Source organism: Acidovorax sp. 62 (genome assembly GCF_002754495.1).
In the GTDB taxonomy this organism is placed as follows: Bacteria; Pseudomonadota; Gammaproteobacteria; order Burkholderiales; family Burkholderiaceae_C; genus Acidovorax.
Genome location: NZ_PEFJ01000001.1, coordinates 4,641,226 through 4,667,212 on the forward strand (window position 1 = coordinate 4,641,226; position 25,987 = coordinate 4,667,212).

Below are 25,987 nucleotides of genomic sequence, written 5' to 3' on the forward strand. Positions count from 1 at the left end.
GCACCGCACGGGCGCGCGGCCTCTCCAAAACCCCGAGAGGGCTTGCGCAGAGAGGGAGCGGGCACTGCCGCTGCCCGTTTGGGGCTTAGCCCGAGCGGTGGAGGTGTCGCTCTGGTGCTGGCAGTCGTGTAGGTCGGGTTAGCGCAGCGTAACCCGACGATAGTGCCGCGCTAGCCCCAGGGTGTCGGGTGATGCCCTTGCGGGCTAACCCGACCTACGGGGGGCGGGGGCTGGCTTCAAGATATTCCGCCCAAACGGTGGTGCACCCGATCAGAACGTGACGCCAGCCACCAGGATCACGTTGGCATACGGCGTGCACTCGCCCGTGCGCACCACCACGCGTGCGCGCTCGGTCAGGCGCTTGAATTCATCGTGGCTGACGGTTTGCGGTGTGACGGGCAGCTGGCACCAGCCGGGCAGCAGGCCCTGGGCGCGCTCCACGGCTTCGGTGGCGATCACGGCTTTTTCCACTTGCAGCTCGGTCAGCACCACGCGCAGTACATCGGCCACGGCGGGGATGCCGGGCGTCAGTGCCAGGTCGATGCGGCGTGGGCCGTTCGGGATGGGCAGGCCCACATCGCCAATCACCAGCATGTCGCCGTGGCCCATGGAGGCAATGGCGTGGGAGAGTTCGGCGTGCAGCAAGGCGGTGCGTTTCACAGGGGGCTCCAGTCAGGGGGCAGGGGGCTTTGCGCCACGGCGGCGCGGGTGGGGATGGAGGGTTGGGCGCCCGCCTGCGTCACGCACAGGGCCGAGGCGCGGATGCCTTCACGCACCGCCAGGTCGAGCGATTGGCCCTCGGCCAGCGCCACGGTAAGGGCGCCCAAAAAGGTGTCGCCCGCCGCCGTGGTGTCCACCGCCTGCACCTTGCGGCCGGGGTGGTAGCGGCTGCCTTGGGCATCGGCCGCCACGGCACCGGCGGCGCCCAGCGTGACCACGACTTGCTGTGGGCCCTTGGCGCGCAGCGCCTGGGCCGCCTGCGCTGCCTGGGCCGGGGTTGCTACCGCAGTGCCTGCCAGCGCGGCGGCTTCCACCTCATTGACCACCAGCACATCGACCAGCGGCAGCAGCGCTTCGGGCAAGGGTTGGATGGGGGAGGGGTTGAACACCACACGCCGCCCGGCTTTGTGGGCGCACTGCGCGGCCGCCAGCACTTCGGGCATGGGGCTTTCCAGCTGCATGACCAGTGCGCTGGCGCGGGTCAGCAGGGATTGCAGGGCCGGTGTGTCGAGCGTGAAACGGGCATTGGCGCCGGGTACGACCACGATGCGGTTCTGGCCCGAGGCTTCCACCGTGATGGCGGCCAGCCCGGTGGGGGCTTCGGGGTCGGTGAGCACGGCGCTGTGGTCGATGCCATCGCGCTCCAGTTCGGCGCGCAGCGTGGCGCCGTTGGCGTCGTTGCCCACACGGCCCAGCAGGTGCACCTGCGCGCCCTGGCGGGCGCAGGCCACGGCCTGGTTGCCGCCTTTGCCACCGGGCACATAGTGCAGGCCCTGGGCCAACACGGTCTCACCTGCGCCGGGGGCGTGCTGCACCTGCAGCACCAGGTCCATGTTCAGGCTGCCCAGCACGGCGATGCAGGGCGCCGATGAGTGCGTCGATGAAGGCGTTGAGGGGGCAGGGGTTGAAGGGGGCGTCGTCATGCTTTGGTTTTTTTGGAGTTTTATTGGGGGCGGGGCGCGGTCGATGCGCGCACGCGCAGCTCGGGCTGCAGCATCACCTTGCGGGCGTCCTGGCGCTTGCCGTCGATGCGCTCGAGCAGCATGTCCACGGCCAGCGCGCCGATGCGCTGCTTGGGCTGGGCCACGGTGGTCAGCGGCGGGCTGGTGAAGGCGGTGAGTTCAATGTCGTCAAAGCCCACCATCGACAGGGCCTCGGGCAGGCGCAGGCCGCGCTCGTGCGCGGCGCACAGGGCGCCCATGGCCATCAGGTCGTTGCAGACAAACACGGCGGTGGGCGGTGTGGCCGCGCGCAGCAGTGCGTGCATGGCCTCGTAGCCGCCCTGGCTGGTGAAGTTGCCGTGCCACAGCAGGCCGTCACCCTGGCCCAGGCCTGCGGCGGCCAGGGCGCTGCGCCAGCCGGCAATGCGCTGCTCGCTGGGGGCCAGGCCCGTGGGGCCGCCAATGCAGGCAATGCGCTGGTGGCCCAGTTGCAGCAGGTGCTGTGTGGCCAGCAGGCCGCCCTGCATGTGGGCGGTTTCCACCAGGTCGCAGGGTTGCTCGGCAATCTCGATCTCACGGTCCACCAGCACGGTGGGAATGCCCAGGCCCGCCAGCTGGTTGGGCAAGGTGGCGTCGTGCCCGGTGGAGACGACGATCAGTCCGTCAATGCGCCGCTCGGCCAGCACCTGCAAATAGGTGCCCTGGCGGTGGGCCTCGTCGTTGGTGTTGCACAGGATGAGGTTGTAGCCCGCGCCAAAGCAGCGGTCTTCCACCGCGTGCACGATTTCCGCAAAGTAGGGGTTGGAGCTGTTGGGGATCAGCATGCCCAGCGTGCGCGTGTTGTTGCTCTTGAGGCTGCGCGCAATGGCGCTGGGCACATAGCCCAGGGCGCGGATGGCGGTCTCTACGCGCGCTCGGCTTTCGGGGCTGACATGGCGGGTGCCATTGACCACGTGCGAGACGGTGGTGACCGATACGTCGGCGTGGCGGGCAACGTCCTTGATGGTGGCCATGGGCGGCTCCCGTGCGGGCTCAGGCCTTGGCCGCGCGGCGCTGGCGCAGCGTGTCCACGATCACGGCGGCCACGATCACGATGCCGGTGATGATGCGCTTGCTGGGCTCGCTGGCGCCCACCTGGGCCAGGCCTGCCTCCAGCACGGCAATGATGAGCACGCCAAACGCGGTGTTCACCACCGAGCCACGCCCGCCCATCAGGCTGGTGCCGCCAATCACCACAGCGGCAATCACCTGCAGCTCCATGCCCGTGCCTGCGTTGGGGTCGGCGGCTTCCAGGCGGGCCGATTGCATCAGCCCCGCCAGCCCGGCCAGCAGCCCGGTCACAGCGAACACAATGATGCGGATGGGGCGCGGGTCCACGCCTGCCAGGCGCATGGCTTCCTCGTTGGTGCCAATGCCCACCACGCTGCGACCAAACACGGTGCGCGACAGCACCAGTTGCGCCACCACCACCAGCACCACGGCCAGCAAGAAGGCGAACGAGATGCCGCCAAAGAACGGTGCCGACAGCCACGAGATCGCATCGCCCACGTACTGCGTGCGCGAGTCGGTGACCACGTAGGCGCTGCCGCGCACGGCTTCGAGCATGCCCAGCGAGACGATGAACGAGGGCAGGCGCCACGCCACCGAGATGGTGCCGGTGATGGTGCCGCACACCAGGCCGGTGGCCAGGGCCAGCGCGGCGGCGGCAGGCACCGTCCAGCCCCACTGCAGGATGGCGGCGGCCGAGGTGGCGGCGGCCAGCGCCATCACCGAGCCCACCGACAAATCGATGCCCGCGATGATGAGCACAAACGTCATGCCCACGGCCATCACGGCCAGGGCCGGGATTTCGTTGGCAATGGTGATGAAGGTCTCGGCGCTCCAGAAGTATTCGGACAGCGACGAGAACAGCGCCACCATGCCCGCCAGCACGGCGATCAGCCCGAGGTAGGTGCCCAGCTGGCTGCGCCAGGCGGAGGGGGTACGCGGTGCAGGGGCCGCTGCCGTGGGGGGGGATGTGGGGGCGTTCATGCGAAGGGCTCGGTCAGGAAAAGGGTCAAAACAGGGCGGTGAAATAGGGCGGTGGTTGGGAGGTGCGTGGGGGCTATGCAGCCGCTGGTTGCTCGGCGGGCGCATGGCCTTGCTCCGAGAAGGCGGCGGCCAGCAGCGATTGCTGCGTCCACTCGCCGCGCTCGAACACGGCCACCATGCGGCCACCGCTCATCACGCCAATGCGGTCGGCCATAGCCATCAGCTCGCGCAGGTCGGACGACACCATCAGCAGGGTGCGACCTTGGTCGGCCATGCGGTCCAGCTCGCTGTAAATCTCGGCGCGTGCGCCCACGTCCACGCCACGGGTGGGCTCGTCCAGCAGCAGCACCTTGCAGGGGCGGTGCAGCCAGCGGGCAAACACCACCTTTTGCTGGTTGCCGCCCGAGAGCTGGCCCACGGGCTGCTCACCGCCCCGGCAGCGGATGCGCAGGGTTTGGATGAAGCCCTGCACCAGCCGGTTCTCCAGCCCCCGCTGCAACCAGCCCCCGCGCGAGACGGCGCCCAGGTCGGACAGCGTGGCGTTGATGCGGATGGGCTGCGCCAGCAGCAGGCCTTGCGATTTGCGGTCTTCCGTCACCAGGCCCACCCCGGCGGCAATGGCCTGCAGCGGCGTGGCAAAGCCCCGCGCCAGGGTGCGCAGCACCGGGGGGTGGGGGGTGGACGGAGTGGAATCAGGGTTTGCTATTGAATTGGTAGCTGCTTGCGCTTGATGGTCGGGCGCTGGAGGCACTTTTTGATCAAAATTTTCATACAGGGTCACGTTGCCCCGGTCGGCACGGTCTGCGCCAAACAGCAGGCGCAGCAGCTCGGTGCGGCCCGAGCCCACCAGCCCGGCAATGCCGAACACTTCCCCCGCGCGCAGCTCCAGGCTCACGTCCTGCACGGCGGTGCCCCGGCCAATGCCTTGCACGCCCATGACCACCGGGCCTGCGGTGCGGCGCGGGCGGTCTTCCAGGTCGTTGACCGAGCGGCCCACCATGCGCTGCACCAGCGCGTCTTCCGTCAGGCCCGCCATGGGCAACACGTCCACCAGGCGGCCGTCGCGCAGCACGGCGGCGCGGTCGGCAATGCGGCGCAGCTCTTCGAGGCGGTGCGACACGTAAATGATGGCCACGCCGCGTGCGGTGAGGTGGGCGATCTGGTCAAACAGGTAATTCGTCTCACGCGGGGTGAGCATGGCGGTGGGCTCGTCCAGCACCAGGATGCGCGTGTCGTCGTGCAGGTTGCGCGCAATCTCCACCATCTGCTGCTGGCCAATGCCAAGGGCCGACACGGGCGTGGCCGGGTCGATGTGGGTCAGGCCAATCTTGGCCAGCTGCTGGCTGGCGGCGGCGTGCAGTGCATCGCGGCGCAGCCACCCAGCGCGGTGGGGCAGGCGCCCCATCAGCAGGTTCTCGGCTACCGACAGGGTGGGGATCAGCCCCAGCTCTTGCATCACCATGCGCACGCCGTGCTGCTCGGCATCGCGGCGCGAGGTGGGGGTATAGGTTTGCCCACCCAGGCGCATACCGCCCCGCGTGGCCGACTCCAGCCCGCAGATGATCTTGGACAGCGTGCTCTTGCCCGCGCCGTTCTCGCCCGTCAGGGCCAGCACCTCGCCCGCGTTCAGGGCCAGCGTCACGTTGTCGAGCACGGTGGCGGTGTAGTCCTTGCCCACGGCGTCAATGGACAGCAGGGGCGAAGGGGGCGTGGCGGAGGTGTGGGGCGTCATGGCGGGGCAGTGCCTTCAAAAAACAAAAAAGGCGCGCGGCGGTCAGGCCACGCGCCTCAGACTGCGCGTGGCTTACTTGCTGTCTTTGGTCACCAGCACCACGTCGGTCTTCACGGCTGCAGGCAGTTGGGCCTGGGGCGTCTTGGCGGCCAGGGCTTTCTGGGCCAGCTCAATGCCGAACACGGCTTGCTTGGCGGCAAACTGGTCGGCCGTGGCCAGCACGCGGCCGTCGGCCAGCATGGGCTTGATGGCGGCGATGTTGTCGTAGCCCACCACTTGCACCTTGCCGGTCTTGCCCGCGGCCTTCACGGCGGCCACGATGCCCAGCGCCATGCTGTCGTTGCCCGCCAGCAGGGCCACCAGGTCAGGGTGCTCGCGCATCATGCCGGCGGCCACGGTGTTGCCCTTTTCGATTTCCCAGTTGCCGGACTGCACGCCCACCACGGTGATGCCTGCGGCCTTCATGGCGTCCTGGTAGCCCAGGGTGCGTTGCTGGGCATTGAAGGTGGTGGACACGCCTTCGATGATGCCGACCTTGTCGCCCGCCTTCAGCGTCTTGGCCAGGTGGTCGCCCACCAGCTTGGCGCCCACCCGATTGTCAGGGCCGACGAAGGGCACGGTGATGTTCTTCTCTTTGAGGGCGGCGGCGTCGAGCTGGTTGTCGATGTTCACCACGATGATGCCCTTGTCGATGGCGTTCTTCACCACGGGCACCAGGGCCTTGGAGTCGGCCGGGGCCAGCACGATGGCGCTGACCTTTTGCGCCACGGCCTGCTCGATCATCTTGATCTGCGCGGCGGTGTCGGTCTCGTTCTTGATGCCGTTGGCGATCAGTGTGTACTCGCTGGCGTGGGCCTTTTGGTGGGCCTTGGCGCCGTCTTCCATGGTGCGGAAGAACTCATTGGCCAGCGACTTCATCACCAGGGCGATCTTGGGCTTGTCTTGCGCCCAGGCGGGGCTGGCCAGCAAGCCGCCCAAAACGGCGATGGCGGCAGCGGTTTGAACGGAACGGCGGGTGAACTGCATGGTGTCTCCAGTTGGGATTGGGGGGCTTCAAAGCGCCGAAAGGCGCCCACAAAAACGCTTCGGGCGACCCGCCAAAGCGATGCCGCGGCGCGAATCATAGCGAAAGCAAACGTTTGCGCAAACGTTTGCTTACTGGGAAAAACCCTGAGGTTGTGTCAGGTAGTTGGACGGGAGAGGTGGGGAAACGGCTTTGCCACTATGCCCGCGCAGGTAGCGCTAAGGAGGTGAGCATGTAGTGGACGTACCTGCATCAAACTCTGGATCCTCGATGCCGGGCATTGCCTGGGCATGAGGCGTGGCAGAGGGCGCGATGCATTGGCATGCGAAAAGCGCTGGAAGCAGGCGCGCTGCCTTATGCCAGAAACACCGCGCAAGGGCCGCCCCGCCGCGCTGGTGTTGTCCCCCTTCCCGAGCGCGAAGCGCGCAGAGAGAAGGGGGAAGCGGCAAAGCCGCTCAGGGGGATGTTCTCAATTCCCGCCGCAGGATCTTGCCGACGTTGCTCTTGGGCAGCTCGTCGCGGAACTCGATGTACTTGGGGCGCTTGTAGCCGGTGAGGTTCTCGTGGCAGAACGCCGCCACATCGTCCTCGGTCAGAGCTGGGTCGTTCTTGATGATGAACACCTTGATGGCCTCGCCCTGCTTCTCGTCGGGCACCCCAATGGCCGCGCACTCCACCACGCCGGGGCACAGGCTGATGACCTGTTCCAGCTCGTTGGGGAAGACGTTGAAGCCGCTCACCAAAATCATGTCCTTTTTGCGGTCGATGATGCGGGTGTAGCCCTGGGCGTCCATGATGCCGATGTCGCCCGTGCGCATGAAGCCGTCGGGAGTGAAGGCCTTGGCGTTCTCTTCAGGCTGGTTGTAGTAGCCGGTCATCACGTTGGGGCCACGGATGCAGATCTCGCCCGAGGCGCCCTGGGGCAGGCTGTTGCCCGCATCGTCCTTGATGGCAATGTCGATGCCCGGCAGGGGCAGGCCGATGGAGCCCGAGAACTCGGTATTGGTCACCGGGTTGTTGGTGCCGATGGCGCAGGTCTCGCTCATGCCCCAGCCTTCGATCATGGTGCTGCCCGTGACCTTCTGCCATTGCTTGGCCGTGCCCTCCGATGCCGCCATGCCCCCGGCCTGCGACACGCACAGGTGTGAAAAATCGAGCGCGCGGAACTGCGGGTTTTGCAGCAGCGCGTTGAACAAGGTGTTCACGGCGGGCAGCATGTGGAAGGGGCGCTTTTTCAGCTCGGCCACAAACTTGGGGATGTCGCGCGGGTTGGGGATGAGCGTGAGGCTAGAGCCCTGGCGGATGGCCAGCAGGCACAGCGTGAGCGCGAAGATGTGGTACAGCGGCAGCGCGGCAATGCTGTTGGCTTTGGTCACATCGCCAATCTTGGACAGCGCGGGGGTGAACCACGCCTCGGCCTGCAAGGTGGCGGCCACGATGTTGCGGTGCGTGAGCACGGCGCCCTTGGACAAGCCCGTGGTGCCGCCCGTGTACTGCAAAAAGGCAATCGAGTCGAGCGTGGCGGGGCTGGGGCTCAGGGTGCGGTGTTCGCCCAGGGCCAGCGCCTTTTTGAAGGTGACCACCTTGCGCCCGTTGGTCAGTGGCAGGTCATACGCGGGCACCATCTTGGCCAGGTGGCGCACGGCAAAGGTGATCCATTTGCCAAACCAGAAACCCAGCAGGTCGCCCATCGAGGCCATCACCACATGCTGGATGCCGGTGTGGTCCACCACCTCGGCCAGGGTGTGGGCAAAGTTTTCGAGAATGACGATGGTGGTGGCGCCGGAGTCTTTGAGCTGGTGCTCCAGCTCGCGGGCGGTGTAGAGCGGGTTGACGTTGACGCAGGTGTAGCCCGCGCGCAGCACGGCCGCCATGGTCACGCCAAACTGGGGAATGTTGGGCAGCATGATGGCCACGCGCGAGCCGGGCTGCAGCCCCAGCCCCTGCAGGTAGGCGCCCAGGGCGCCCGACAGGCGCTCGAGGTCGCCGTAGTTCATCCAGCGGTCCATGCAGACGGAGAACGGACTGCTGGCGTGCTTGCGGAACGACTCTTCCAGCAGGTGGGCCACAGAGCGGTATTGCTCGGGTTGCACGTCGTGCGGTACGCCCGGGGGGTAGCTCTTGAGCCAGATCTTTTCCATGCGAATTCCTTGTGCTCGCCAATGAGGGCCTGAGGCGCAATGGCGGGTTGATAAACCGAGTGGCCGCTGGGATAAACGGCTTGCATTCCCATTCTGGGAGCACGCGGGGCAGCGCGGTTATCGGGCTTGTCCTAGGGTGGATGCGTTCTACGTCTCGCAGGCGACAGAACCCGATGGAAATTGCGGGGCGGCGCCCGTAGCCGGGCGCCCCTGGCCGGGCTGGTGCACACTGCCCGCCAACGTGCTCTGGCCTTGCCGGGCCCTCAAATTTCCCTACCGCGCCACCGCCCATGCTTGCCCGTTCTCAGAAGGTGTTTTTGTTTTCGTTGCTCTTGTACGCCGTGGGGTGTCTGGTGTGGTGGTGGTCTGAGCGGCCGTGGCTGGCCTGCGGGGCGGCGTTGCTGCCGCTGCTGGTGTTTGTGGCCGTCATGGGCCTGGAGTTCATGGCCATGCAGCGCCTCAATCGGCGCGATGCCGTGCCGGTGGCCTCGGTGCCTCAATTGCTGCGTGCCTGGTGGTGCGAGCTGGGGGTCGCCTTGCTCGTGTTTTGCTGGCGCCAGCCTTTTTTTGCCCATACCGAACCCGATTGGCTGCCTGCCCAGCCCAATGGGGCGCGGGGTGTGGTGCTGGTGCATGGCTTCATGTGCAACCGGGGCGTGTGGCTGCATTGGCTGCCCCGCTTGCGGGCTGCGGGCCATGCCCATGTGGCGGTCAATCTGGAGCCCGTCATCGGCTCCATTGACGCGTATGTCGATGCCATCGAGCAAGCCGTGCAGCGCGTCACGGCCGCGACGGGTCAGCCCCCGGCACTGTTGTGCCACAGCATGGGCGGGTTGGCCGCCCGGGCGTGGCTACGGGCCAGGGACGGCGACGCGCGCGTGCACCGCGTGCTGACTTTGGGTACGCCCCACGCAGGCACCTGGCTGGGCCGCTTCAGCCATGCTGAAAATGGCCGCCAGATGCGGCTGGACAGCCCCTGGCTGCAAGCCTTGGCGGGGCAAGAGTCACCCGAGCGGCGCAGCTTGTTCGTGTGTTGGTACTCGCCTTGCGACAACATCGTCTTTCCCGCTTCCACCGCTGCCTTGCCGGGCGCGCAGCACCGCCTCATCAGCGATGTGGCCCATCTGCAAATGGCGTTGCATCCGTTGGTGGTGCAAGCGTGTCTGGACGAAATCGCCAGGCCCTGAAGTCGATTTCAGGCAGGTTTCAGGCTGGCACGGCGGCTTCGCGCTCGTCGGCCGCAAACTCCGGCAAGCCGTGCAATTGCTCGTACAGGGGGGTGAAGTCCGCTGCGGTCATGTCAAACAGCTGCTCAAAGCTGTCGATCACGAAGTAGGTCTGCTGGTAGGTGTCGATCTTGTAGCGCGTGCGCATGGTGCGCTGCAGCTGTAGCGGCAGGCGTTGTGGTTCAGGGCTTTGCACGGCATAGGGCAGCTCGCCCGACGAGCTGAGAATGCCTGCACCGTAAGCCCGCAGGCCGTTGGTCTGGCGGATCAGCCCAAACTCGATCGTGTACCAGTACAGGCGGCTGAGCATCTCGCACGCCCCCAGCCCCTGGGCCTTGAGCCCGCCCTGGCCGTAGCGTTGCACGTAGTCGGCAAACACGGGGTTGAAGAGCAAGGGCACATGGCCAAACAGGTCGTGGAAGATGTCGGGCTCGACGATGTAGTCAAACTCTTCAGGCTTGCGAATCCAGTCGGTGACAGGGAACTTGCGGTTGGCCAGCAGCGTGAAGAAGGGCACCTCAGGGATCAGCCCCGGCACGGCCACAATTTCCCAGCGTGTGGCGCGGTACAGGCGGTCGTTGATTTCTTCAAAGCGCGGAATGTGGTCCTTCACGCCCAGCGAGGGCAGGGCCTCTATGAAGGCATCGCTGGCCAGGCTGGGTAACAGGGCGCATTGGCGTTCGTAAAGGCGCCGGTAGGTGTCGTGGTCGGCAGCGGTGTAGGCCGCGTGGTTTTGCGCGCAGGTGTAGCCCTCGTCTGCGCGAGAGTAGTCGCCACGGGGTGGGCGGGTGGATTGGCCGTAGACGACAGGGGGTTGTCCCATGGTTTGCTCCTGTGCCGCCCAGGCCCTGTTCACTCTGCGGGCCGCGTGCGCCCGACCTTTGGCGGCTAATTGATTTTGATTTTTGCGGCCTTGATCAAGAACTCGTACTTGTTGTACTCAGACTTCACGAACTGCGAAAAACCGTCCAGGCTCAGCTCTTCTGGCGAAATCCCCATCTTTTGCAGGCCTGCCTTGCCCGGCGCCGACTGCATCACTGCAGTGAATGCGTTGGCATAACGGCGAGCGTCGGCGTCAGGCAGACTGGCGGGTGCAAACAGCCCAAACCAGGTCGACACATTGAAGCCTTGCACCGAGTCGTTGATGCTGGGCACGTCCGGCAGCGCCTTGTCGCGGCTGAGGGTGGTGACCCCCAGGGCCTTGAACTTGCCCGATTGGATGTGGGGCAGGGCCGATGCCAGGTTGTCAAACACCAGGCCCACCTGCCCCGAAGTCAGCGCCGCCAAGGCGGGGGCAGACCCTTGGAAGGGGGTGTGGCCCATCTTGGTGTTGGTCAGCGACTTGAACATTTCTGCCGCAATGTGGCCGATGCTGCCGTTGCCGCCAGAGCCGTACTTGAGCTGGTCCGGGTTCTTCTTAAGGTACTGCACCAGATCGGCGGTGGTGTTGATGCCGAGTTTTTTGGCTTGCTCTGCATTCATCACCAGCACATTGGGTGTGCGCGCCACGAGCACCAGCGGCTTGAAGTCCTTGATCGGGTTGTAGGGGAAGCTTTTGTACAGCCAGGGGTTGACGGCATGGGTGGCAACAGCGCCCATGAGCAGCTGGTTGCTGCCCTTGGGTGACTTGGCTACCAGCTCTGCGCCGGTGTTGCCACCTGCGCCGGGCTTGTTCTCCACTGCAATGGCGCCCAGTTGGGCTTTGGCACCGTCTGCCAGCAGGCGGGCAGCGGTGTCCAGCGGGCCTCCCGCAGGGTAAGGCACCACAATGGTCAGCGGTGCGCCGGGGTTTTGTGCCAACGCAAGCGTGGCACCGCCGCACAGCAGTGCGCCAATGAAGAGGGAACGAAGCAGCATGTGGGTTTCTCCGGATGCGAATGCTGCTCAGTATAGGTAACGGTCTGTTTCCGCAGGCGTGCTATTTGGTCAGCACACCCCTGCGCATTTGGTCCAGCTCGATGGACTCGAACAGCGCCTTGAAATTGCCGTTGCCAAAACCGTCGTCCCCCTTGCGCTGGATGAACTCGAAGAAGATCGGGCCCAACTGGTTCTCGCTGAAGATTTGCAGCAGCAATTTGCCCGCCACGCCATCCACCAGGATCTTGCGGTCCTTGAGGGCCTGCAGTGGCTCGCCGTGGCCGGGGATGCGCTTGTCCACCAGCTCGTAGTACGTGTCGATGGTGTCGAGCAGGCGCACACCGCTGGTGCGCAGGGCGTCCACGGTGCCATACAGGTCGTCCGATCCCATGGCGATGTGCTGGATGCCTTCGCCTTTGTACATGTCCAGGTATTCCTGGATCTGGCCGGCCTTTTCCTTGCCTTCCTCATTGATCGGGATGCGGATCTTGCCGCAGGGGCTGGTCATGGCCTTGCTCTTGACGCCGGTGACCTGGCCTTCGATGTCGAAGTATTTGATCTCGCGGAAGTTGAACACGCGCTCGTAAAAGTCGGCCCACTCGGTCATGCGGCCCCGGTGCACGTTGTGTGTGAGGTGGTCGATGTAGGTCAGGCCGTGGCCCTTGGGGTTCAGTGCATCGTCGGCCGAGACGCCAGGCAGGGGCTCGAAGTCCACGTCAAAAAAGCCGATGTTGCCAATGTCGCCCGGCTTGGCGCCGTTCTTGCCGCGCCAGCGGTCCACCAGATAAATCAGGCTGTCACCCACGCCCTTGATGGCGGGGATGTTCAGCTCGCCCGGGCCTGCGGTGCCAGCGTAGCCCCAGGCTCCCAGGCCCAGTGCGCGTTCATAGGCGGCTTTGGCATCGTGCACGCGAAACGCAATGGCGCAGACGCTGGGGCCATGCAGGCGCGCAAAGCGCTGGGCAAAGCTGTCGGGCTCGGCATTGATGATGAAGTTGATCTCTCCCTGGCGGTACAGGGTGACCGCCTTGTGGCGGTGCCGGGCCACGGGCTTGAAGCCCATGCCCTCAAACACCTTGCCCATGGCTTGGGGATCGGGGGCGGCGAATTCGATGAATTCAAAGCCGTCGGTGCCCATGGGGTTCTCCCAGGCGGCGGTGGCCTGGGCGGCCTGTTGGGGCAATGCTGCGTTCATGGTTGGGGCTCCGTTGTGAGGGACGTGTGGCCAGCTGCCACGGTGGAGTCCACTTTAGAAGCCACCCAGATCAATAAAACAGCGTTTGGAGAAAGTGCCCCGAGTGAGTTGCAAGAAAAATCTGTGTTTTTGCATTGGGCGCAGGTTTTGTGCGCATTCAGGGTTAACCATGATGTTTGTGTGCTGGTTTGCGCTGTGGCGTCGATCCGCCGCTTTCATAATCCCGGGCATGACTGCAGCACACACGCTGGATCGCCTGGACAGTGCTGTCCTTCGCATCCTTCAAATCAATGGGCGCGCCACTTACGACGACATTGGCGCCCAGATTGGCCTCTCGCCCAGCGCGGTGCTGCGCCGCGTCAAGCGGCTGGAAGAGGCTGGGGTGATTGACCGCTACGTAGCCCTGGTCAAGCCCGAGGCGGTGGGGCTGGGGCTGATCGCCTACCTGAATGTGCGCCTGGAAAAGCACACCGAGAGCCACAAGCGCAACCCCATGGACCTGTTTCGCGCCAGCGTGCAGACCTGGCCAGAGGTTGTGGAGTGCTCTTCGCTGACCGGGGAGATGGACTATTTGCTGCGGGTGGTGGTGCAGGACATGGCGCACTACAGCCGCTTCATCATGGACACCCTGCTCAAGCACCCCAGCGTGCAAGACTGCAAGACCAGTTTTGTGCTGGACAGCGTGAAGGCCACGACCGCTGTACCGGTCTAGCAAAAGCCGATGTTGCGTATCTTGCGCAGAGCGTGACCAAAGTCACGACAAGCGCGCAATGCATGGCCGTCAGGCGCATGCGGCTGCATAAGGCGCCCTGGTGCGCAGACATAATCCGCCAGCCCGCAGGACGGGCGGGAGGCGGACATGATCCAGATAGAAGGCCTGCACTACGGCTATGGCCGGGCAGCGCTGTATGCCGATTTTTCAGCCCAGATTGGGCAGCCGGGTATTTATGGCGTGTTTGGCCGCAACGGCAGCGGAAAGTCCACCTTGTTGCGGCTGCTGTGTGGCTTGCTCACGCCCTGGCAGGGGCGCGTACGGGTGCTGGGTTTTCAGCCCCGGCAACGTGCGGCGGAGTTTCTGGCCTCGGTCTACATCGTGCCCGAGGAGTTTCATCTGCCCAACCTGACTGCCGCCCAGCTGGCGCGCACCCACGGCAGCTTTTACCCCCGGTTTTCGCACGCTCTGTTCAGCGATTACTTGCAGGTGCTGGATGTGCCGGTGGACAGCCGGTTTGAGGCCATGAGCCTGGGCCAGAAGAAGAAGGCCGCCATTGCCTTTGCCCTGGCCACCCAGACCCCGTTGCTGTTGATGGACGAACCGACCAACGGTCTGGACATCGTGGGCCGGGGGCAGTTTCGTGAGTTGATGCGGCGGCCTGAGCAGGCACAGCGCGTGGTCATGATCAGCACCCACCAGGCGCACGACCTCGAGAGCATCCTGAGCCATATCTGGTTCATCGACCAGGGACGGCTGGCCCTGGCCGCCCGCATGGACGAATTGGCTGAGCGCCTGACCATGGGGGTGGCGGCCACTGCGCAGGCCTTGCCGACGGACGGCCTTTTGTACCAGGAGGCCTTGGGCGCACAGGTGGCCTATGTGGCCCGGCGCGTGGCGGGGGTGCCAGAGGAAGGTGCCTTGCAACTGGAGCTTTTGTACAAAGCCTTGAGTTTGAACCGGGACGCCATGCTGCAAGCCCTGGCCACGGCGGATGGTGCACGCACCGCAGAAGGAGCCCTCGCATGAGCCAAGACACACCGTCGACACCGCCATCCACGCAGGCGTGGAACTGGCAGCGTTTTGAATGCCTGGCGCTGGCCCATTGGGCAGAGCAGCGCCGCCACTACCTGGGCTACCTGCTGGTGCTGGCCATTTTGTATGCGGTGCTGCTGCTGTTGACGCTGGGTGTGTCCAGCTTCAAGGCCTTCGATGCAGAAGTCCAGGCTGCGTTTTATTTTTCAGGGCTTTTCCTCACGGGCTATGTGTTTGCAGGCCGGTACTTTGATGGCATTGCGCAGCGCGAGTCGGCCTTGCTCATCCTGATGCGGCCGGCATCGGTGCTGGAGAAGTGGGCCTTGTGCGTGCTGGTGGTGGCGGTGTTTTACCCGCTGGCCTACAGCGCCCTGTTTTTGCTGATGTCCTGGCCCGTGCTGCAACTGGTGGTGTTTGTGCGGCCCCTGCTCAGCGAAGGGGTGGTGTCGCTGGACAAGTACTTTTTGTTTGTGCCGTGGTGGCCGCACGGTGGAGAGCACGCGGTGATCTCGCTGCGCGCCCAGATGGGGTTGTGGATGGCACTGTGGGCGAGTCAGGCGTTTGTCTTGGCGGGCACGCTGTACTTTCGCAAGGCGGGCATGCTCAAGGCACTGGTGGTGGGGTTTGCGCTGTTTGTGCTGACGGTGCTATGGACGGTGGTGACGGGGGCCCGCACGGAATCCTTGTCCGTATGGTGGAGCTTGGAAGCCGAGGTGTTCACGCCCTGGCTGCATGGGCTCAATGCTTTGGTGTGGATCGTGGTGCCGGGCCTGCTGTGGGGCCTGGTGTATGTCAACCTGCAAGAGAAAGAGCTGCTGTGATGGCCTTCACCACGGCACAGGGCCGTCGCCGCCGAGGCCCCTGGATTTTCATGGCCGCCTTGCTGCTCTTTTGGGGTGGTTTGGGGTTGACGGGCCTCAAGGTGCTCAAGCCACGCTATCGGTCAGACCCCGCCTTTGTGCTGGATGCTCAGGACATTGCAGGCCTGACCCGCTTGCAGATTGTGCAGGGCGCCGATGGCAGGGGCTATCGGCATTCGGTCGATGTCCAAGTGGGGGTTGGCCAAGGTATTCAGGTACACGCCTACACCTCTGGGCTGACGGCCACTGATGCAGGTGATGGCGCGCTCCAACCGAGCGTGTTCCGTGAAGGCAACACCCTGGTCATCATTGAGGCCCGGGAGCCTGCGACGCAGACCCCTGGGCAGCGCAGGCGCTGGCTGCGGCTGAATTCTGTCACGGTGCCATCGCAGTTCCGTCATCTGGTGGTGGCCGAGGCCGACATCCATTCCGCAGAGCCCCTCGCTCGGCTGCGAGTGGATGGTGTGGCCGTGCGGGTCAGTGGCAATGTGGCGTCGCTCGATTTGCGTGCGGCCCAGGCGGATTGCCGCGACTGCACTACGCTCCAAGGTGGTCGTGCTGAGCCCGAAATACCAGGCTGTGAACCGGTACGCCCTTCAGAGCGCAAAGTAGCGCTGCGCGTGGATGCCTCTTCCATGCGTGATGTGGTGGTGAGTGCCGACACGGGCAGCGTGGCGCTGACCCATTCGGCGGGGCTGCAACGCCTGAGCCTGCTCATAGGGCATGGGGTGGGGGTGTCTGTGGACCGTGCCCAGGTCTTGCTGCCCGGTGCTCAGCCGGTGCTGGAGGCGGGGGCTCAGCCTTTGCCGGGCGATTCTGCATGTGCGCAGGCTCAGCCCATCGTGTCGAAGCCGTCGGTTCGGCAGGCGCTGTACTGGAAACCCCTGTCTTGAAAGCCTGGGGGCCCCCGGGTAAGGTGATTTGGCTGCGTTGGCAGCGACCATGAGGCAGTTTGGGTGCACTTGGCAGGTGCCGGAGGTCTGGGGTAGTGGCTCTATTTTGCTGCGTTGCAGCAAAACTGCTGGAAAAAATCAGGGAAAACCCTTAAAGTTCACCCCATGATCGCAACCAAAGCCCTGCTCAAGGCATCCTGGCACGCCAGCACCGGCATGCTGCGCACCCGAAACAGTCATTCTTCCAAGGAGGCAGGCATGCCTTCCACGCCCTTGATGGTTCCTATCCGCTCGCTGGGCCCTTCGTACCGCGAGCGCATTACCGCCCACTTGCTCAAGCTGGAGCCCGCAGACCGTTACCTGCGTTTTGGCTACGCCGCCAATGACGAGCAAATCCGCCGCTACGCCGAGCAACTCGACTTCAGCCGCGACGAAATTTTTGGCATCTACAACCGCCGCCTGGAGCTGGTTGCCATGGCCCACCTGGCTTTCTCCGAGCATCCCCAGCACAAGCACTGCGCAGAGTTCGGTGTTTCCGTACTCAAGCAGGCCCGTGGCCGGGGCTTTGGTGCCCGCCTGTTCGAGCGTGCTGTCATGCACGCCCGCAACGAAGGCGTGAACATGGTGTTCATCCACGCCCTGTCTGAAAACACGGCCATGCTCAAGATCGCCCGCAAAGCCGGTGCCACCGTGCAGCGCGATGGCTCCGAATCCGAGGCCTACCTGCACATCCAGCCTGCCAGCTTTGACACCCGCGTGGCCGAGATGGTGGAGCAGCAGTTTGCCGAGGTGGACTATCAGTTCAAAAAGCAAGCCAAGCAGTTCTGGGATTTTCTGTCCGGCGTGCAGGAAGTGCGCCGGGGTGTGCAGCACGCACGTCACCAGTCGGCTGAGTAAGCGCTGACATGGGCAGGGCTTTCGGCCAAATGGGCCGCACTGCCCTGCGATTTCCTGGGCGCCGCGCACCTGCTGCGCCATAACGCGCCCACACCGTGCCCCTGAGTCTTGTGTGAGCAGCCGCCCTGCGCTGCGTCGTTGCCTTGTCAACGCAATCCGCTATCCTTGGGCTCTGTTCACCACTACTGCAAGTCCTGCAATCCACGACAGTGTCTGACCCGCACCCTGGGCGTTTGCCCGAAAAGGAAGACAAGCGCACTTTTCTGCAAAAGGTGGCCGAGTTCATACACCCCGGCCCTGACTCTGCAGAAGAACTCATTGAGACCCTGGCGGAGGCCGAGGACAACCAAGTCATCGGCGCCGACTCGCGCGTGATGATTGAGCGAGTGATTCGCATGGCCGACATGACCGCCAGCGATGTCATGGTGGCCTCACCCCGCATGGACATGGTGGATATCGACGAGCCGCCCGACGTGCTGCTGCGCTCGGTGATCGACACGGCCCACTCGCGCTTTCCGGTGTTCCAGGGTGGGCGGGAGAACATCATTGGCATCCTCATGGCCAAAGACCTGCTCAAGCTGCAGCGGGCGCCAGAACTCAATATCCGCGCCTTGCTGCGGCCCGCCGTGTTTGTGCCCGAGAGCAAGGGCCTGAACGACCTGCTGCGCGAGTTTCGCGGCAACCGCAACCACCTGGCCATCGTGATCGACGAGTTTGGCCGCGTGGCCGGGCTGGTCACCATTGAAGATGTGCTTGAACAGATCGTGGGCGAGATCGAGGATGAATTCGACATTGCCGAAGACTCGGGCGACATCTTTGGCCTGGCCGACAAGACCTACCGCGTGAGCGGCGACACCCCCATCGAGCGGGTGTCTGAAGCCTTTGGCGTTCACATCCAGGGCAGCGAGCCCGTGGACGCATTTGACACCATTGGCGGCCTGATCGCCCACGAAATGGGCCGCGTGCCCAAGCGCGGCGAACACCTGCAACTGTGCGGGCTGCATTTTGTTGTGCTGCACACCAAGGGTGGCGCGGTGCGCTGGTTCAAGGTGTCGCGGGTGGAAGCGCCTGGCGCTGCCGAACATTGATGGCCCGGGCGTTGATGTCGCGCAGCCGCCCTGCGATGGTGGCTGCCACGGGGCTATCTGCCTTGGCCGGTCTGGCCCAGGCCGCATCGCTCGCCTGGCCCGGCACGGGCGAGCCTGTGTGGTGGCTGCAGTGGCTGTCGATGCTGGTGTTGGCAGGGCTGCTGCACCACCTGCGCCCCAGCGGGCGGCAGGGGGCCTGGCTGGGTTTTTCGTTTGCCCTGGCCTGGTTGTGCGGCACCTTCTGGTGGCTGTTCATTTCCTTGCATACCTATGGCGGGCTGGCTGCTCCGCTGGCCGTGGCCGCTGTGCTGGCCTTGGCGGCGTTCCTGGCGCTGTACTATGCGGCGGCTTTATGGTTTTTTTGCACGCTAGCGCCCGCCAATAAAGCGCTGGAAGCTATGCTTTTTGCAGCGCTTTGGCTGCTGGCGGAGCTGGTGCGTGGCACCTGGTTCACGGGCTTTCCGTGGGGCGCAGGGGGCTATGCCCATGTGCAGGGGCCGCTGGCGTCGCTGCCCCGCTGGGTGGGGGTGTATGGGGTGGGGGCGGTGTCCGCAGGGCTGGCCATGGCGTGCGTGCAGTGCCGCGGGTCGGATCTGCGCCGTTGGTCCACCTGGGTGGCCGTCTTGGCTGTGGTGGCGGTTGGCGGCTGGGCGGCCTTGCAGCGCCACTGTGCGGTAGAGCTGTGTTACACCCCGTCGCGGGCCCCGGCGCCACCGCTGTCACTGGCCCTGCTGCAGGGCAATATCCCGCAAGACGAAAAATTTGAGGAAGGCAGCGGTGTGCCGCTGGCGCTGCAGTGGTACGCGCAGCAGTTGCGCAGCGAGACGGCCACGCTGGTCGTGGCCCCTGAGACGGCGATACCGCTGCTGCCGCAGCAGCTGATTCCGGGCTATCTGGAAGGGCTGCAGGCCCGGTACACCGAGGGCGCTCAGGCCGCTTTGGTGGGCATACCCCTGGGCAATGCCCGTGCGGGCTACACCAACTCGGTGCTGGGCTGGCGCCCCTCCAGCCCGTCCAGCATGCCCGGCATGCCCGGCATGCCCAGTGGCGGGGCGGCCGAGCCCGTCTACACCTACAGCAAGCACCACCTGGTGCCCTTTGGTGAATTCATTCCGCCGCTGTTCAAGTGGTTCACGGCCATGCTCAACATACCGCTGGGGGATTTCAACCGGGGCACGGTGGGCCAGGCCTCGTTTGAATGGGCGGGGCAGCGCATTGCCCCCAACATTTGCTACGAAGACTTGTTTGGCGAAGAGCTGGCCGCGCGCTTTGCCGACCCAGCCCAGGCACCCACGGTGATGGTCAACTTCAGCAACATTGGCTGGTTTGGCAACACGCTGGCCATTGACCAGCACCTGCAGATCAGCCGCATGCGCACCCTGGAACTGGAGCGCCCCATGGTGCGCGCCACCAACACCGGCGCCACGGCCATCATTGACCACCGGGGCGTGGTCACCCACCAGCTGGAGCGTCACACCCGTGGGGTGCTGCGCGCCGAGGTACAGGGACGTGGGCAGGGCGTGTCGGCCGATGGCGGCGTCACCCCCTTTGCATGGTGGGCGTCGCGCTGGGGGCTGTGGCCCCTGTGGTGCGCGGGCCTGCTGGTGGTGTGTGTGGCGTGGGTGGCACGTCGGCGCGGCCCGGCGCCTGGGGCGTATTCCAGGCACCTGCCGTTTGGTATGGAGTGAGCCGCCGACCGACTTTGGCCTGAAGCGGGCGGTGCTGAAACCTCCCCACGGGCCGTGCCTTGGGCGTGCGCTGGCTTGATCCAGGTCATGTTGCGAAAGGGAGCCCCGAGCGCAATCAGGGTGTATCCCGTCCGGCGGACATGCCAAGCCTTGATAATAGAGGCCCGCAACCAGGGGTGAAGGTTGCACGAACGATGATTTGAGGCGGCCAAGCCGCCGTTCTGGAGCACGACTGAACATGGCAGATTCCTTTTCCTACGAACAACTGATCGCCTCGGGCGAGGGCCGGCTGTTCGGCGCTGACAGCGGGCGCCTGCCGCTGCCACCCATGCTGATGTTTGATCGCATCACGCACATCGACAGCGATGGGGGCGCGCACGGTTTGGGAAAGATCCGCGCGGAACTGGACGTCAAGCCCGACCTGTGGTTTTTCGCCTGCCACTTTCAGGGTGACCCTGTCATGCCCGGCTGCCTGGGCCTGGATGCCATGTGGCAACTCATCGGTTTTTACCTGACCTGGCTGCAACTGCCCGGCCGTGGCCGCGCATTGGGTGCGGGCGAGGTCAAGTTCACCGGCGAAGTGGGCCCAGACGTGAAGCTGGTCACCTACGAAATCGACATCAAGCGCGTCATCAAGCGCAAGCTGGTCATGGCCATTGGCGATGCCCGTTTGCTGGCCGATGGCAAAGAAATTTATGTAGCCAACGACCTGCGTGTGGGCTTGTTCAAGCGCGAGGAAGAAGGCAAGGACGCAGCATGACCAAAAAGCGCGTAGTCATCACCGGCGCGGGCATCGTCTCGTGCATTGGTAACGACCTGGCCACGGTAGAAGCCTCGCTGCGTGCGGGCAAGAGCGGCATCAAGGCCGTGGAAAAGTTCAAGGAACTGGGCCTGCGCAGCCAGGTGGGCGGCGCGCCGGAGATCGATATCGAAGCGCGCATCGACCGCAAGCAACTGCGCTTCATGGGCGATGCGGCGGCCTACGCTCAGATCGCCCTGGAAGACGCGATCCAACAAGCGGGCCTGACGCCCGAGCAGGTCAGCCACCCCCGCACCGGCCTCATCATGGGCTCGGGCGGCGGCTCGCCCGCCAACCAGATCGAAGCGGCCGACACGCTGCGCGAAAAGGGCATCCGCCGCGTGGGGCCGTACCAGGTCACGCGCTGCATGAGCTCCACCGTGTCCGCCTGCCTGGCCACCAACTTCAAGGTCAAGGGCATCAACTACTCCATCACCTCGGCTTGCTCCACCTCGGCGCACTGCATCGGCGCTGCGGCACAGCAGATCGCCTGGGGTGTGCAGGACGTGATGTTTGCCGGTGGTGGTGAAGAACTGTCCTGGGGCATGTCGCTGCTGTTTGACGGCATGGGCGCCATGTCCAGCAAGTACAACGAGACGCCCGAGCAAGCCTCGCGCGCCTACGACGCGAACCGCGATGGTTTTGTGATCGCAGGCGGCGGCGGCGCCGTGGTGCTGGAAAGCCTGGAGCACGCTCTGGCCCGTGGCGCCCACATCCTGGCCGAAGTGGTGGGCTTTGGTGCCACCAGCGATGGCGAAGACATGGTGGCCCCCTCGGGCGACGGCGCCATTGCCTGCATGCAGCAGGCCATGGAAGGGCTGAACACCCCCATCGACTACATCAACACCCACGGCACCTCCACCCCGGTGGGTGACATGCAGGAAGTGCGCGCCATGCGTGCCCTGTTTGGCGACAAGGTGCCCCCGTTCTCGTCCACCAAGTCGCTCACCGGCCACTCGCTGGGCGCCACGGGCGTGCAAGAGGCGATTTACTGCGTGATCATGCTGAACCAGGGTTTCATCGCCGGTTCGGCCAATGTGGAAACGCCCGACCCTGCCCTGGGCGACATGCCCCTGGTGAGGCAAACGCGCGATGCGCAGCTGACCACTGTGCTGTCCAACAGCTTCGGCTTCGGCGGCACCAACGCCAGCCTGGTGCTGCGTCGCTTGGAGGCTTGAACGCCCCCTGACGCAGCGCCCCGCGCTGCCGTCGCGCACGGCCTGCCTGTCTTTGGACACGCAGGCTTTTTTGATGCCCTGCACCCGGGGGCGTCAGCGCCTGGCCGGTTTGCCGTTGCCATGCAGCGCCTCGTGCAGCAAGTGCGGCAGCATGGCCAGCATGCGGGTGGCTGGCAGGCTGGGCGGGGACGACCTGGCGTGGTAGCTGTACAGCGACATGGGGGCCAGCTCGTGCAGCTCCAGCGCCACCATCTGCGCGGGGTCCAGCCCCGTGGCGGTCAAAAAGTCCACCACCGTCCAGCCCATGCCCCGGCGCACCAGCTCCAGCGCCAGGCGCGAGGTCTGCACCTGGATGCCCGGCCCGGCCGGGGAGCCCAGCCGCTGCGCAATCTCGTCAATGGACTGGCGCATGGGGTCGTCACCCACCAGCCGGATCACCGGCACCTGGGCCAGCCGGGCGCCGGGGCTGGCGGTGCGCGGGGCCTGCCCCCACACCGTGGCGGCCACGGCCAGGTACAGCCGCCCACTCACCAGCAGGTCGCTGGCCACCTGTGGGTGCGGGTGTTTGTAGAACCCCAGCCCAAAGTCCACGCTGCGCGTGAGCAAAGCCTGCGTCATCTGGTCCTGGTGCAGTGTCCGCACCTCCACGCCGACCTGGGGGTGCTGCTGGGCGTGGTGTTGCAGCAGGCGTGGCAAGAATTCGTGCGTGATGGAGGGGATCGCGGCCAGCCGCACATCGCCCGAGTCGCTGGCCGCCAGGTTGCGCGCGGTGCGTTTGAGCGCGTCCAGCTGGCGGTAGATGCCCGTGGACTCGGTCGCCAGCACCTGCGCTTCAGGGGTGGGCGTGAGACCCGATGGCGTGCGCAGAAACAGCCGGTAGCCCAGCTGCAGCTCGGTGTGCGCCACGGCCTTGCTGACGGCCGACGGGGTGATGCACAGCAGGCGGGCGGCCGCGCTCATGTTGCCGGTTTGTAAAACGGCTTGAAAGACTTCCAGCTGTCGCAGGTTCATGGCGCGCTCGGTGCGGTGGGCCCGCCGCCATCTTGGGTATGGCGTGCTGCAGGCGTCTAGATGGATGTGAATTCAACTCACAGGGTTGGGTTAATTATTCCACTTCACTGTGTGTGGGTTTCTCATAGGATGCGGCACCGTTCTACAAGACGGGCAAGGGGCCGAAGCCGCAACCGGCGGGCCCCGCAAAATCATCTGGAGACTTTTTCATGCACATTTCTTCTTCGTCCTCGTCCATCACCCGCCGCTGGTTTGCGGGTGTGGTGCTCTCGGCCCTGTCTGCAGCCGCCATGGCCCAGGCAGCCCAGCCCCATGTGGTGGTGCTGGCCACGGGCGGCACCATTGCGGGTGCAGGCGCCTCGGCCGCCAACAGCGCGACCTACGCCGCCGCCAAGGTGCCGGTGGACAAGCTGCTGGCAGGCCTGCCAGAGCTGGCCAACGTGGCCAAGGTGTCGGGCGAGCAAGTGTTCCAGATCGCCTCTGAAAGCTTCACCAACGAGCACCTGCTCAAGCTCGGCCAGCGCGTCTCGGCCCTGGCCAAGCAGGCCGATGTGGACGGCATCGTCATCACCCACGGCACCGACACGCTGGAAGAAACTGCGTACTTCTTGAACCTGGTGGTGCGCACTACCAAGCCCATCGTGGTGGTGGGCTCCATGCGCCCTGGCACGGCCCTGTCGGCCGACGGCACGCTGAACCTGTACGACGCTGTGAGCGTGGCGGCCAGCAAGGACGCCGCTGGCAAGGGCGTGCTGGTCACCATGAACGACGAAATCCAGAGCGGCCGCGATGTGAGCAAAACCATCAACATCAAGACCGAAGCCTTCAAGAGCCAATGGGGCCCACTGGGCATGGTGGTGGAGGGCAAGAACTACTGGTTCCGTGCCCCCGTCAAGCGCCACACCGCGCAGTCTGAATTCAACATCGACGACATCAAGGCCCTGCCCGCTGTGGACATCGTGTACGGCTACGGCAACATGAACACCACGGGTATCGAGGCTTACGGCAAGGCAGGCGTCAAGGCGCTGATCCACGCTGGCACGGGCAACGGCTCGGTGGCGGCCCAGGCCGTGGAATCGCTCAAGACCCTGCGTGGCCAGGGCGTGCAGATCATCCGCTCGGCCCGCGTGCCCGATGGCTTTGTGCTGCGCAATGCCGAGCAGCCCGATGACAAGTACGACTGGGTGGTGGCCCACGACCTGCGCCCCCAGAAGGCCCGCATCCTGGCCATGGTCGCTTTGACCAAGACCCGTGACAGCAAGGAACTGCAGCGCATTTTCTGGGAGTATTGATCCCCCCTGAGTCGCTTCGCGCCTTCCCCCTGAGGGGGACGCACCCGGTGGCCTGGAAAAGCCAGCTCCACGGGTGCGCTGGCTTGAAGACGCGCCCTGTGGATGCGTCTTCTGGCGATGAAAGCTGCAGGCGACATTTGGAACGAGACTTGGCGCACCCAATGTGCGCCGACAGGCTGCCCGCAACGGTGGTCACTGGTGCGCAACGGCTTACGGCTGGCGTGACTGGTTGGGAAGGCTGGGGCTCCAAAAGAGCACCGGCCTTTTTTCATGGGCGCGTACTGTCGGCGCGTCAATCGGTGGCCGGGCTGGCTGCGCCGTAAAATCAGGGGTTGCACCGGCGGCCGGGGTGCTGTGCTTTGAGCGCAGTGCGCTGGTCGACCCGCCTTTTCATTCTTTCTTATTGCCCGGCCCTGGCCCTGCCAGAGTGCCTTTCAAAGCCATGTTGACATTCCAGCAAATCATTCTGAAGCTGCAGTCCTATTGGGACGCGCAGGGTTGCGCCCTTTTGCAACCCTATGACATGGAAGTGGGCGCAGGCACCTCGCACACCGCCACCTTCCTGCGCGCCATTGGCCCCGAGCCTTGGAAGGCCGCCTACGTGCAGCCCAGCCGCCGCCCCAAGGACGGCCGCTACGGCGAGAACCCCAACCGCCTGCAGCACTACTACCAGTACCAGGTGGTCCTGAAGCCCGCACCGGCCAACATCCTGGAGCTGTACCTGGGCTCGCTCGAAGCCCTGGGCTTCGACCTAAAAAAGAACGACATCCGCTTTGTGGAAGACGACTGGGAGAACCCCACGCTCGGTGCCTGGGGCCTGGGCTGGGAGGTCTGGCTCAACGGCATGGAAGTCACGCAGTTCACCTACTTCCAGCAAGTCGGCGGCATCGACTGCAAGCCCGCCACGGGCGAGATCACCTACGGCCTGGAACGCCTGGCCATGTACCTGCAGGGCGTGGACAACGTCTACAACCTCAAGTGGACCGACACCCTGAGCTACGGTGACGTGTACAAGCAAAACGAGGTGGAGCAGTCCACCTACAACTTCGAGCACAGCGACGCCGACTTCTTGTTCACCGCATTCAATGCGCACGAAAAGCAGGCCAAGTACTTGATGGAGCAGCAACTCGCGCTGCCTGCGTACGAGCAAGTGCTCAAGGCTGCGCACAGCTTCAACCTGCTGGATGCCCGTGGCGCCATCAGCGTGACCGAGCGCGCTGCCTACATCGGCCGCATCCGCAACCTGGCCCGCGCCGTGGCGCAAAGCTACTACGAGAGCCGCGAACGCCTGGGCTTCCCCATGGCGCCGCGCGAGTGGGTGGAGCAAATGGCACCCACGGCCAAGAAGGCCGCCTGATGGTTCTGGAGATTGCCACCCTGCAGATCAAGCCCGGCCATACGGCCGCGTTTGAGCAGGCCTTTGCCCAGGCGCAGCGCATCATTGCGTCCACGCCCGGGTACCAGGGGCACGAGCTGCAGCACTGCGTGGAAGATGACCACCAGTACGTGCTGCTGGTGCGCTGGGCCACGCTGCAAGACCACACCGAGGGCTTTCGTGGCTCTCTCCAATACCAGGAATGGCGCACGCTGCTGCACCATTTCTACGACCCCTTTCCTACCGTGCTGCACTACAGCGCAGTCACGCCGTCTTTGAGCTGATTGATCCC

At 65.0% G+C, this 25,987-nt stretch carries 24 protein-coding genes; 13 read left to right on the forward strand and 11 right to left on the reverse strand.

The features are described 5' to 3' along the window. Window positions 1-270: 270 nt before the first annotated feature. The 7 genes from rbsD to CLU86_RS20885 all read right to left on the reverse strand — a co-directional run bounded on the left by rbsD (window position 271) and on the right by CLU86_RS20885 (window position 8,589). Window positions 271-660, reverse strand: a complete 390-nt coding sequence (gene rbsD, locus CLU86_RS20855; protein WP_099742962.1) for a D-ribose pyranase — start codon at window positions 658-660, stop codon at window positions 271-273. Further along, window positions 657-1,643: a ribokinase gene (gene rbsK, locus CLU86_RS20860; RefSeq protein WP_099742963.1), complete on the reverse strand. Its 987-nt coding sequence runs from the start codon at window positions 1,641-1,643 to the stop codon at window positions 657-659. Before rbsK ends, rbsD begins: the two co-directional genes overlap by 4 nt. A gap of 20 nt (window positions 1,644-1,663) precedes the next feature. Then, complete coding sequence (locus CLU86_RS20865) at window positions 1,664-2,674, reverse strand: LacI family DNA-binding transcriptional regulator (protein ID WP_099742964.1); 1,011 nt, start codon at window positions 2,672-2,674, stop codon at window positions 1,664-1,666. Between the two features lie 19 nt (window positions 2,675-2,693). Continuing rightward, the gene (locus CLU86_RS20870) at window positions 2,694-3,692 is read right to left on the reverse strand and encodes an ABC transporter permease (RefSeq protein WP_099742965.1); all 999 of its coding nucleotides are present in this window, start codon (window positions 3,690-3,692) and stop codon (window positions 2,694-2,696) included. Window positions 3,693-3,765: 73 nt separating this feature from the next. Beyond that, a complete protein-coding gene (locus CLU86_RS20875) occupies window positions 3,766-5,424 on the reverse strand; it encodes a sugar ABC transporter ATP-binding protein (protein WP_099742966.1) in 1,659 nt (552 codons plus the stop codon). A gap of 72 nt (window positions 5,425-5,496) precedes the next feature. Continuing rightward, window positions 5,497-6,450, reverse strand: coding sequence for a sugar ABC transporter substrate-binding protein (locus tag CLU86_RS20880; RefSeq protein ID WP_099742967.1), 954 nt, complete (start codon window positions 6,448-6,450; stop codon window positions 5,497-5,499). 453 nt (window positions 6,451-6,903) lie between these two features. Continuing rightward, a complete protein-coding gene (locus CLU86_RS20885; RefSeq protein WP_099657784.1) occupies window positions 6,904-8,589 on the reverse strand; it encodes an AMP-binding protein in 1,686 nt (561 codons plus the stop codon). Window positions 8,590-8,879: 290 nt separating this feature from the next. Here CLU86_RS20885 and CLU86_RS20890 point away from each other — a divergent pair, with 290 nt between their 5' ends. Then, a complete protein-coding gene (locus CLU86_RS20890; RefSeq protein ID WP_099742968.1) occupies window positions 8,880-9,776 on the forward strand; it encodes an alpha/beta fold hydrolase in 897 nt (298 codons plus the stop codon). Window positions 9,777-9,795: 19 nt separating this feature from the next. Here CLU86_RS20890 and phhA read toward each other — a convergent pair whose 3' ends face one another. The 3 genes from phhA to hppD all read right to left on the reverse strand — a co-directional run bounded on the left by phhA (window position 9,796) and on the right by hppD (window position 12,867). Next, window positions 9,796-10,638 (reverse strand): phenylalanine 4-monooxygenase, encoded by an 843-nt coding sequence (gene phhA, locus CLU86_RS20895; protein WP_099743744.1) that lies wholly within the window; start codon window positions 10,636-10,638, stop codon window positions 9,796-9,798. Between the two features lie 65 nt (window positions 10,639-10,703). Continuing rightward, window positions 10,704-11,672 (reverse strand): tripartite tricarboxylate transporter substrate binding protein, encoded by a 969-nt coding sequence (locus CLU86_RS20900; RefSeq protein WP_099742969.1) that lies wholly within the window; start codon window positions 11,670-11,672, stop codon window positions 10,704-10,706. A 61-nt stretch (window positions 11,673-11,733) separates the two neighbouring features. Continuing rightward, window positions 11,734-12,867 (reverse strand): 4-hydroxyphenylpyruvate dioxygenase, encoded by a 1,134-nt coding sequence (hppD, locus tag CLU86_RS20905; protein ID WP_099742970.1) that lies wholly within the window; start codon window positions 12,865-12,867, stop codon window positions 11,734-11,736. Between the two features lie 229 nt (window positions 12,868-13,096). On the opposite strand from hppD, the gene CLU86_RS20910 reads away from it, so the two are divergent. The 9 genes from CLU86_RS20910 (at window position 13,097) to fabB (ending at window position 22,017) form a co-directional block, all read left to right on the forward strand. Further along, window positions 13,097-13,579 carry an Lrp/AsnC family transcriptional regulator gene (locus CLU86_RS20910; protein ID WP_099657788.1) on the forward strand — a complete coding sequence of 161 codons (483 nt, stop codon included), beginning with the start codon at window positions 13,097-13,099 and terminating at the stop codon, window positions 13,577-13,579. Window positions 13,580-13,726: 147 nt separating this feature from the next. Next, entirely contained in the window at window positions 13,727-14,608 is an 882-nt protein-coding gene (locus CLU86_RS20915) for an ABC transporter ATP-binding protein (protein ID WP_099742971.1), read from the forward strand. Beyond that, complete coding sequence (locus tag CLU86_RS20920; RefSeq protein ID WP_099657790.1) at window positions 14,605-15,435, forward strand: hypothetical protein; 831 nt, start codon at window positions 14,605-14,607, stop codon at window positions 15,433-15,435. The genes CLU86_RS20915 and CLU86_RS20920 overlap by 4 nt, the downstream gene beginning before the upstream one ends. Then, window positions 15,435-16,367, forward strand: coding sequence for a hypothetical protein (locus tag CLU86_RS20925; RefSeq protein WP_099742972.1), 933 nt, complete (start codon window positions 15,435-15,437; stop codon window positions 16,365-16,367). The genes CLU86_RS20920 and CLU86_RS20925 overlap by 1 nt, the downstream gene beginning before the upstream one ends. A 165-nt stretch (window positions 16,368-16,532) precedes the next feature. Continuing rightward, window positions 16,533-17,264 (forward strand): GNAT family N-acetyltransferase, encoded by a 732-nt coding sequence (locus CLU86_RS20930; RefSeq protein WP_099657792.1) that lies wholly within the window; start codon window positions 16,533-16,535, stop codon window positions 17,262-17,264. A 209-nt stretch (window positions 17,265-17,473) separates the two neighbouring features. Further along, complete coding sequence (locus tag CLU86_RS20935) at window positions 17,474-18,352, forward strand: HlyC/CorC family transporter (protein WP_099742973.1); 879 nt, start codon at window positions 17,474-17,476, stop codon at window positions 18,350-18,352. 14 nt (window positions 18,353-18,366) lie between these two features. Then, the gene (gene lnt / locus CLU86_RS20940) at window positions 18,367-20,040 is read left to right on the forward strand and encodes an apolipoprotein N-acyltransferase (RefSeq protein ID WP_233195142.1); all 1,674 of its coding nucleotides are present in this window, start codon (window positions 18,367-18,369) and stop codon (window positions 20,038-20,040) included. Window positions 20,041-20,278: 238 nt separating this feature from the next. After that, window positions 20,279-20,800 (forward strand): 3-hydroxyacyl-[acyl-carrier-protein] dehydratase FabA, encoded by a 522-nt coding sequence (fabA, locus tag CLU86_RS20945; RefSeq protein WP_099657795.1) that lies wholly within the window; start codon window positions 20,279-20,281, stop codon window positions 20,798-20,800. Further along, window positions 20,797-22,017, forward strand: coding sequence for a beta-ketoacyl-ACP synthase I (gene fabB, locus CLU86_RS20950; RefSeq protein ID WP_099742975.1), 1,221 nt, complete (start codon window positions 20,797-20,799; stop codon window positions 22,015-22,017). Before fabA ends, fabB begins: the two co-directional genes overlap by 4 nt. 93 nt (window positions 22,018-22,110) lie before the next feature. Here fabB and CLU86_RS20955 read toward each other — a convergent pair whose 3' ends face one another. Next, a complete protein-coding gene (locus tag CLU86_RS20955; RefSeq protein WP_099742976.1) occupies window positions 22,111-23,028 on the reverse strand; it encodes a LysR family transcriptional regulator in 918 nt (305 codons plus the stop codon). A gap of 209 nt (window positions 23,029-23,237) precedes the next feature. Here CLU86_RS20955 and CLU86_RS20960 point away from each other — a divergent pair, with 209 nt between their 5' ends. The 3 genes from CLU86_RS20960 (at window position 23,238) to CLU86_RS20970 (ending at window position 25,979) form a co-directional block, all read left to right on the forward strand. Then, on the forward strand, window positions 23,238-24,320 hold the full coding sequence (locus CLU86_RS20960) for a type II asparaginase (RefSeq protein WP_099742977.1): 1,083 nt from the start codon (window positions 23,238-23,240) through the stop codon (window positions 24,318-24,320). Between the two features lie 442 nt (window positions 24,321-24,762). Next, complete coding sequence (gene glyQ, locus CLU86_RS20965) at window positions 24,763-25,677, forward strand: glycine--tRNA ligase subunit alpha (protein WP_099657799.1); 915 nt, start codon at window positions 24,763-24,765, stop codon at window positions 25,675-25,677. Next, window positions 25,677-25,979 (forward strand): antibiotic biosynthesis monooxygenase, encoded by a 303-nt coding sequence (locus CLU86_RS20970; RefSeq protein ID WP_099742978.1) that lies wholly within the window; start codon window positions 25,677-25,679, stop codon window positions 25,977-25,979. Before glyQ ends, CLU86_RS20970 begins: the two co-directional genes overlap by 1 nt. Window positions 25,980-25,987 lie beyond the last annotated feature (8 nt).

What these genes read in the sequence shown, in the direction of transcription:
- rbsK (WP_099742963.1), bottom strand. Translation starts at nt 1,643, where the DNA reads ATGACGACGCCCCCTTCAACCCCTGCCCCCTCAACGCCTTCATCGACG.
- CLU86_RS20865 (WP_099742964.1), bottom strand. Translation starts at nt 2,674, where the DNA reads ATGGCCACCATCAAGGACGTTGCCCGCCACGCCGACGTATCGGTCACC.
- CLU86_RS20870 (WP_099742965.1), bottom strand. Translation starts at nt 3,692, where the DNA reads ATGAACGCCCCCACATCCCCCCCCACGGCAGCGGCCCCTGCACCGCGT.
- CLU86_RS20875 (WP_099742966.1), bottom strand. Translation starts at nt 5,424, where the DNA reads ATGACGCCCCACACCTCCGCCACGCCCCCTTCGCCCCTGCTGTCCATT.
- CLU86_RS20880 (WP_099742967.1), bottom strand. Translation starts at nt 6,450, where the DNA reads ATGCAGTTCACCCGCCGTTCCGTTCAAACCGCTGCCGCCATCGCCGTT.
- CLU86_RS20885 (WP_099657784.1), bottom strand. Translation starts at nt 8,589, where the DNA reads ATGGAAAAGATCTGGCTCAAGAGCTACCCCCCGGGCGTACCGCACGAC.
- CLU86_RS20890 (WP_099742968.1), top strand. Translation starts at nt 8,880, where the DNA reads ATGCTTGCCCGTTCTCAGAAGGTGTTTTTGTTTTCGTTGCTCTTGTAC.
- phhA (WP_099743744.1), bottom strand. Translation starts at nt 10,638, where the DNA reads ATGGGACAACCCCCTGTCGTCTACGGCCAATCCACCCGCCCACCCCGT.
- CLU86_RS20900 (WP_099742969.1), bottom strand. Translation starts at nt 11,672, where the DNA reads ATGCTGCTTCGTTCCCTCTTCATTGGCGCACTGCTGTGCGGCGGTGCC.
- hppD (WP_099742970.1), bottom strand. Translation starts at nt 12,867, where the DNA reads ATGAACGCAGCATTGCCCCAACAGGCCGCCCAGGCCACCGCCGCCTGG.
- CLU86_RS20910 (WP_099657788.1), top strand. Translation starts at nt 13,097, where the DNA reads ATGACTGCAGCACACACGCTGGATCGCCTGGACAGTGCTGTCCTTCGC.
- CLU86_RS20915 (WP_099742971.1), top strand. Translation starts at nt 13,727, where the DNA reads ATGATCCAGATAGAAGGCCTGCACTACGGCTATGGCCGGGCAGCGCTG.
- CLU86_RS20920 (WP_099657790.1), top strand. Translation starts at nt 14,605, where the DNA reads ATGAGCCAAGACACACCGTCGACACCGCCATCCACGCAGGCGTGGAAC.
- CLU86_RS20925 (WP_099742972.1), top strand. Translation starts at nt 15,435, where the DNA reads ATGGCCTTCACCACGGCACAGGGCCGTCGCCGCCGAGGCCCCTGGATT.
- CLU86_RS20930 (WP_099657792.1), top strand. Translation starts at nt 16,533, where the DNA reads ATGATCGCAACCAAAGCCCTGCTCAAGGCATCCTGGCACGCCAGCACC.
- lnt (WP_233195142.1), top strand. Translation starts at nt 18,367, where the DNA reads ATGTCGCGCAGCCGCCCTGCGATGGTGGCTGCCACGGGGCTATCTGCC.
- fabA (WP_099657795.1), top strand. Translation starts at nt 20,279, where the DNA reads ATGGCAGATTCCTTTTCCTACGAACAACTGATCGCCTCGGGCGAGGGC.
- fabB (WP_099742975.1), top strand. Translation starts at nt 20,797, where the DNA reads ATGACCAAAAAGCGCGTAGTCATCACCGGCGCGGGCATCGTCTCGTGC.
- CLU86_RS20955 (WP_099742976.1), bottom strand. Translation starts at nt 23,028, where the DNA reads ATGAACCTGCGACAGCTGGAAGTCTTTCAAGCCGTTTTACAAACCGGC.
- CLU86_RS20960 (WP_099742977.1), top strand. Translation starts at nt 23,238, where the DNA reads ATGCACATTTCTTCTTCGTCCTCGTCCATCACCCGCCGCTGGTTTGCG.
- glyQ (WP_099657799.1), top strand. Translation starts at nt 24,763, where the DNA reads ATGTTGACATTCCAGCAAATCATTCTGAAGCTGCAGTCCTATTGGGAC.
- CLU86_RS20970 (WP_099742978.1), top strand. Translation starts at nt 25,677, where the DNA reads ATGGTTCTGGAGATTGCCACCCTGCAGATCAAGCCCGGCCATACGGCC.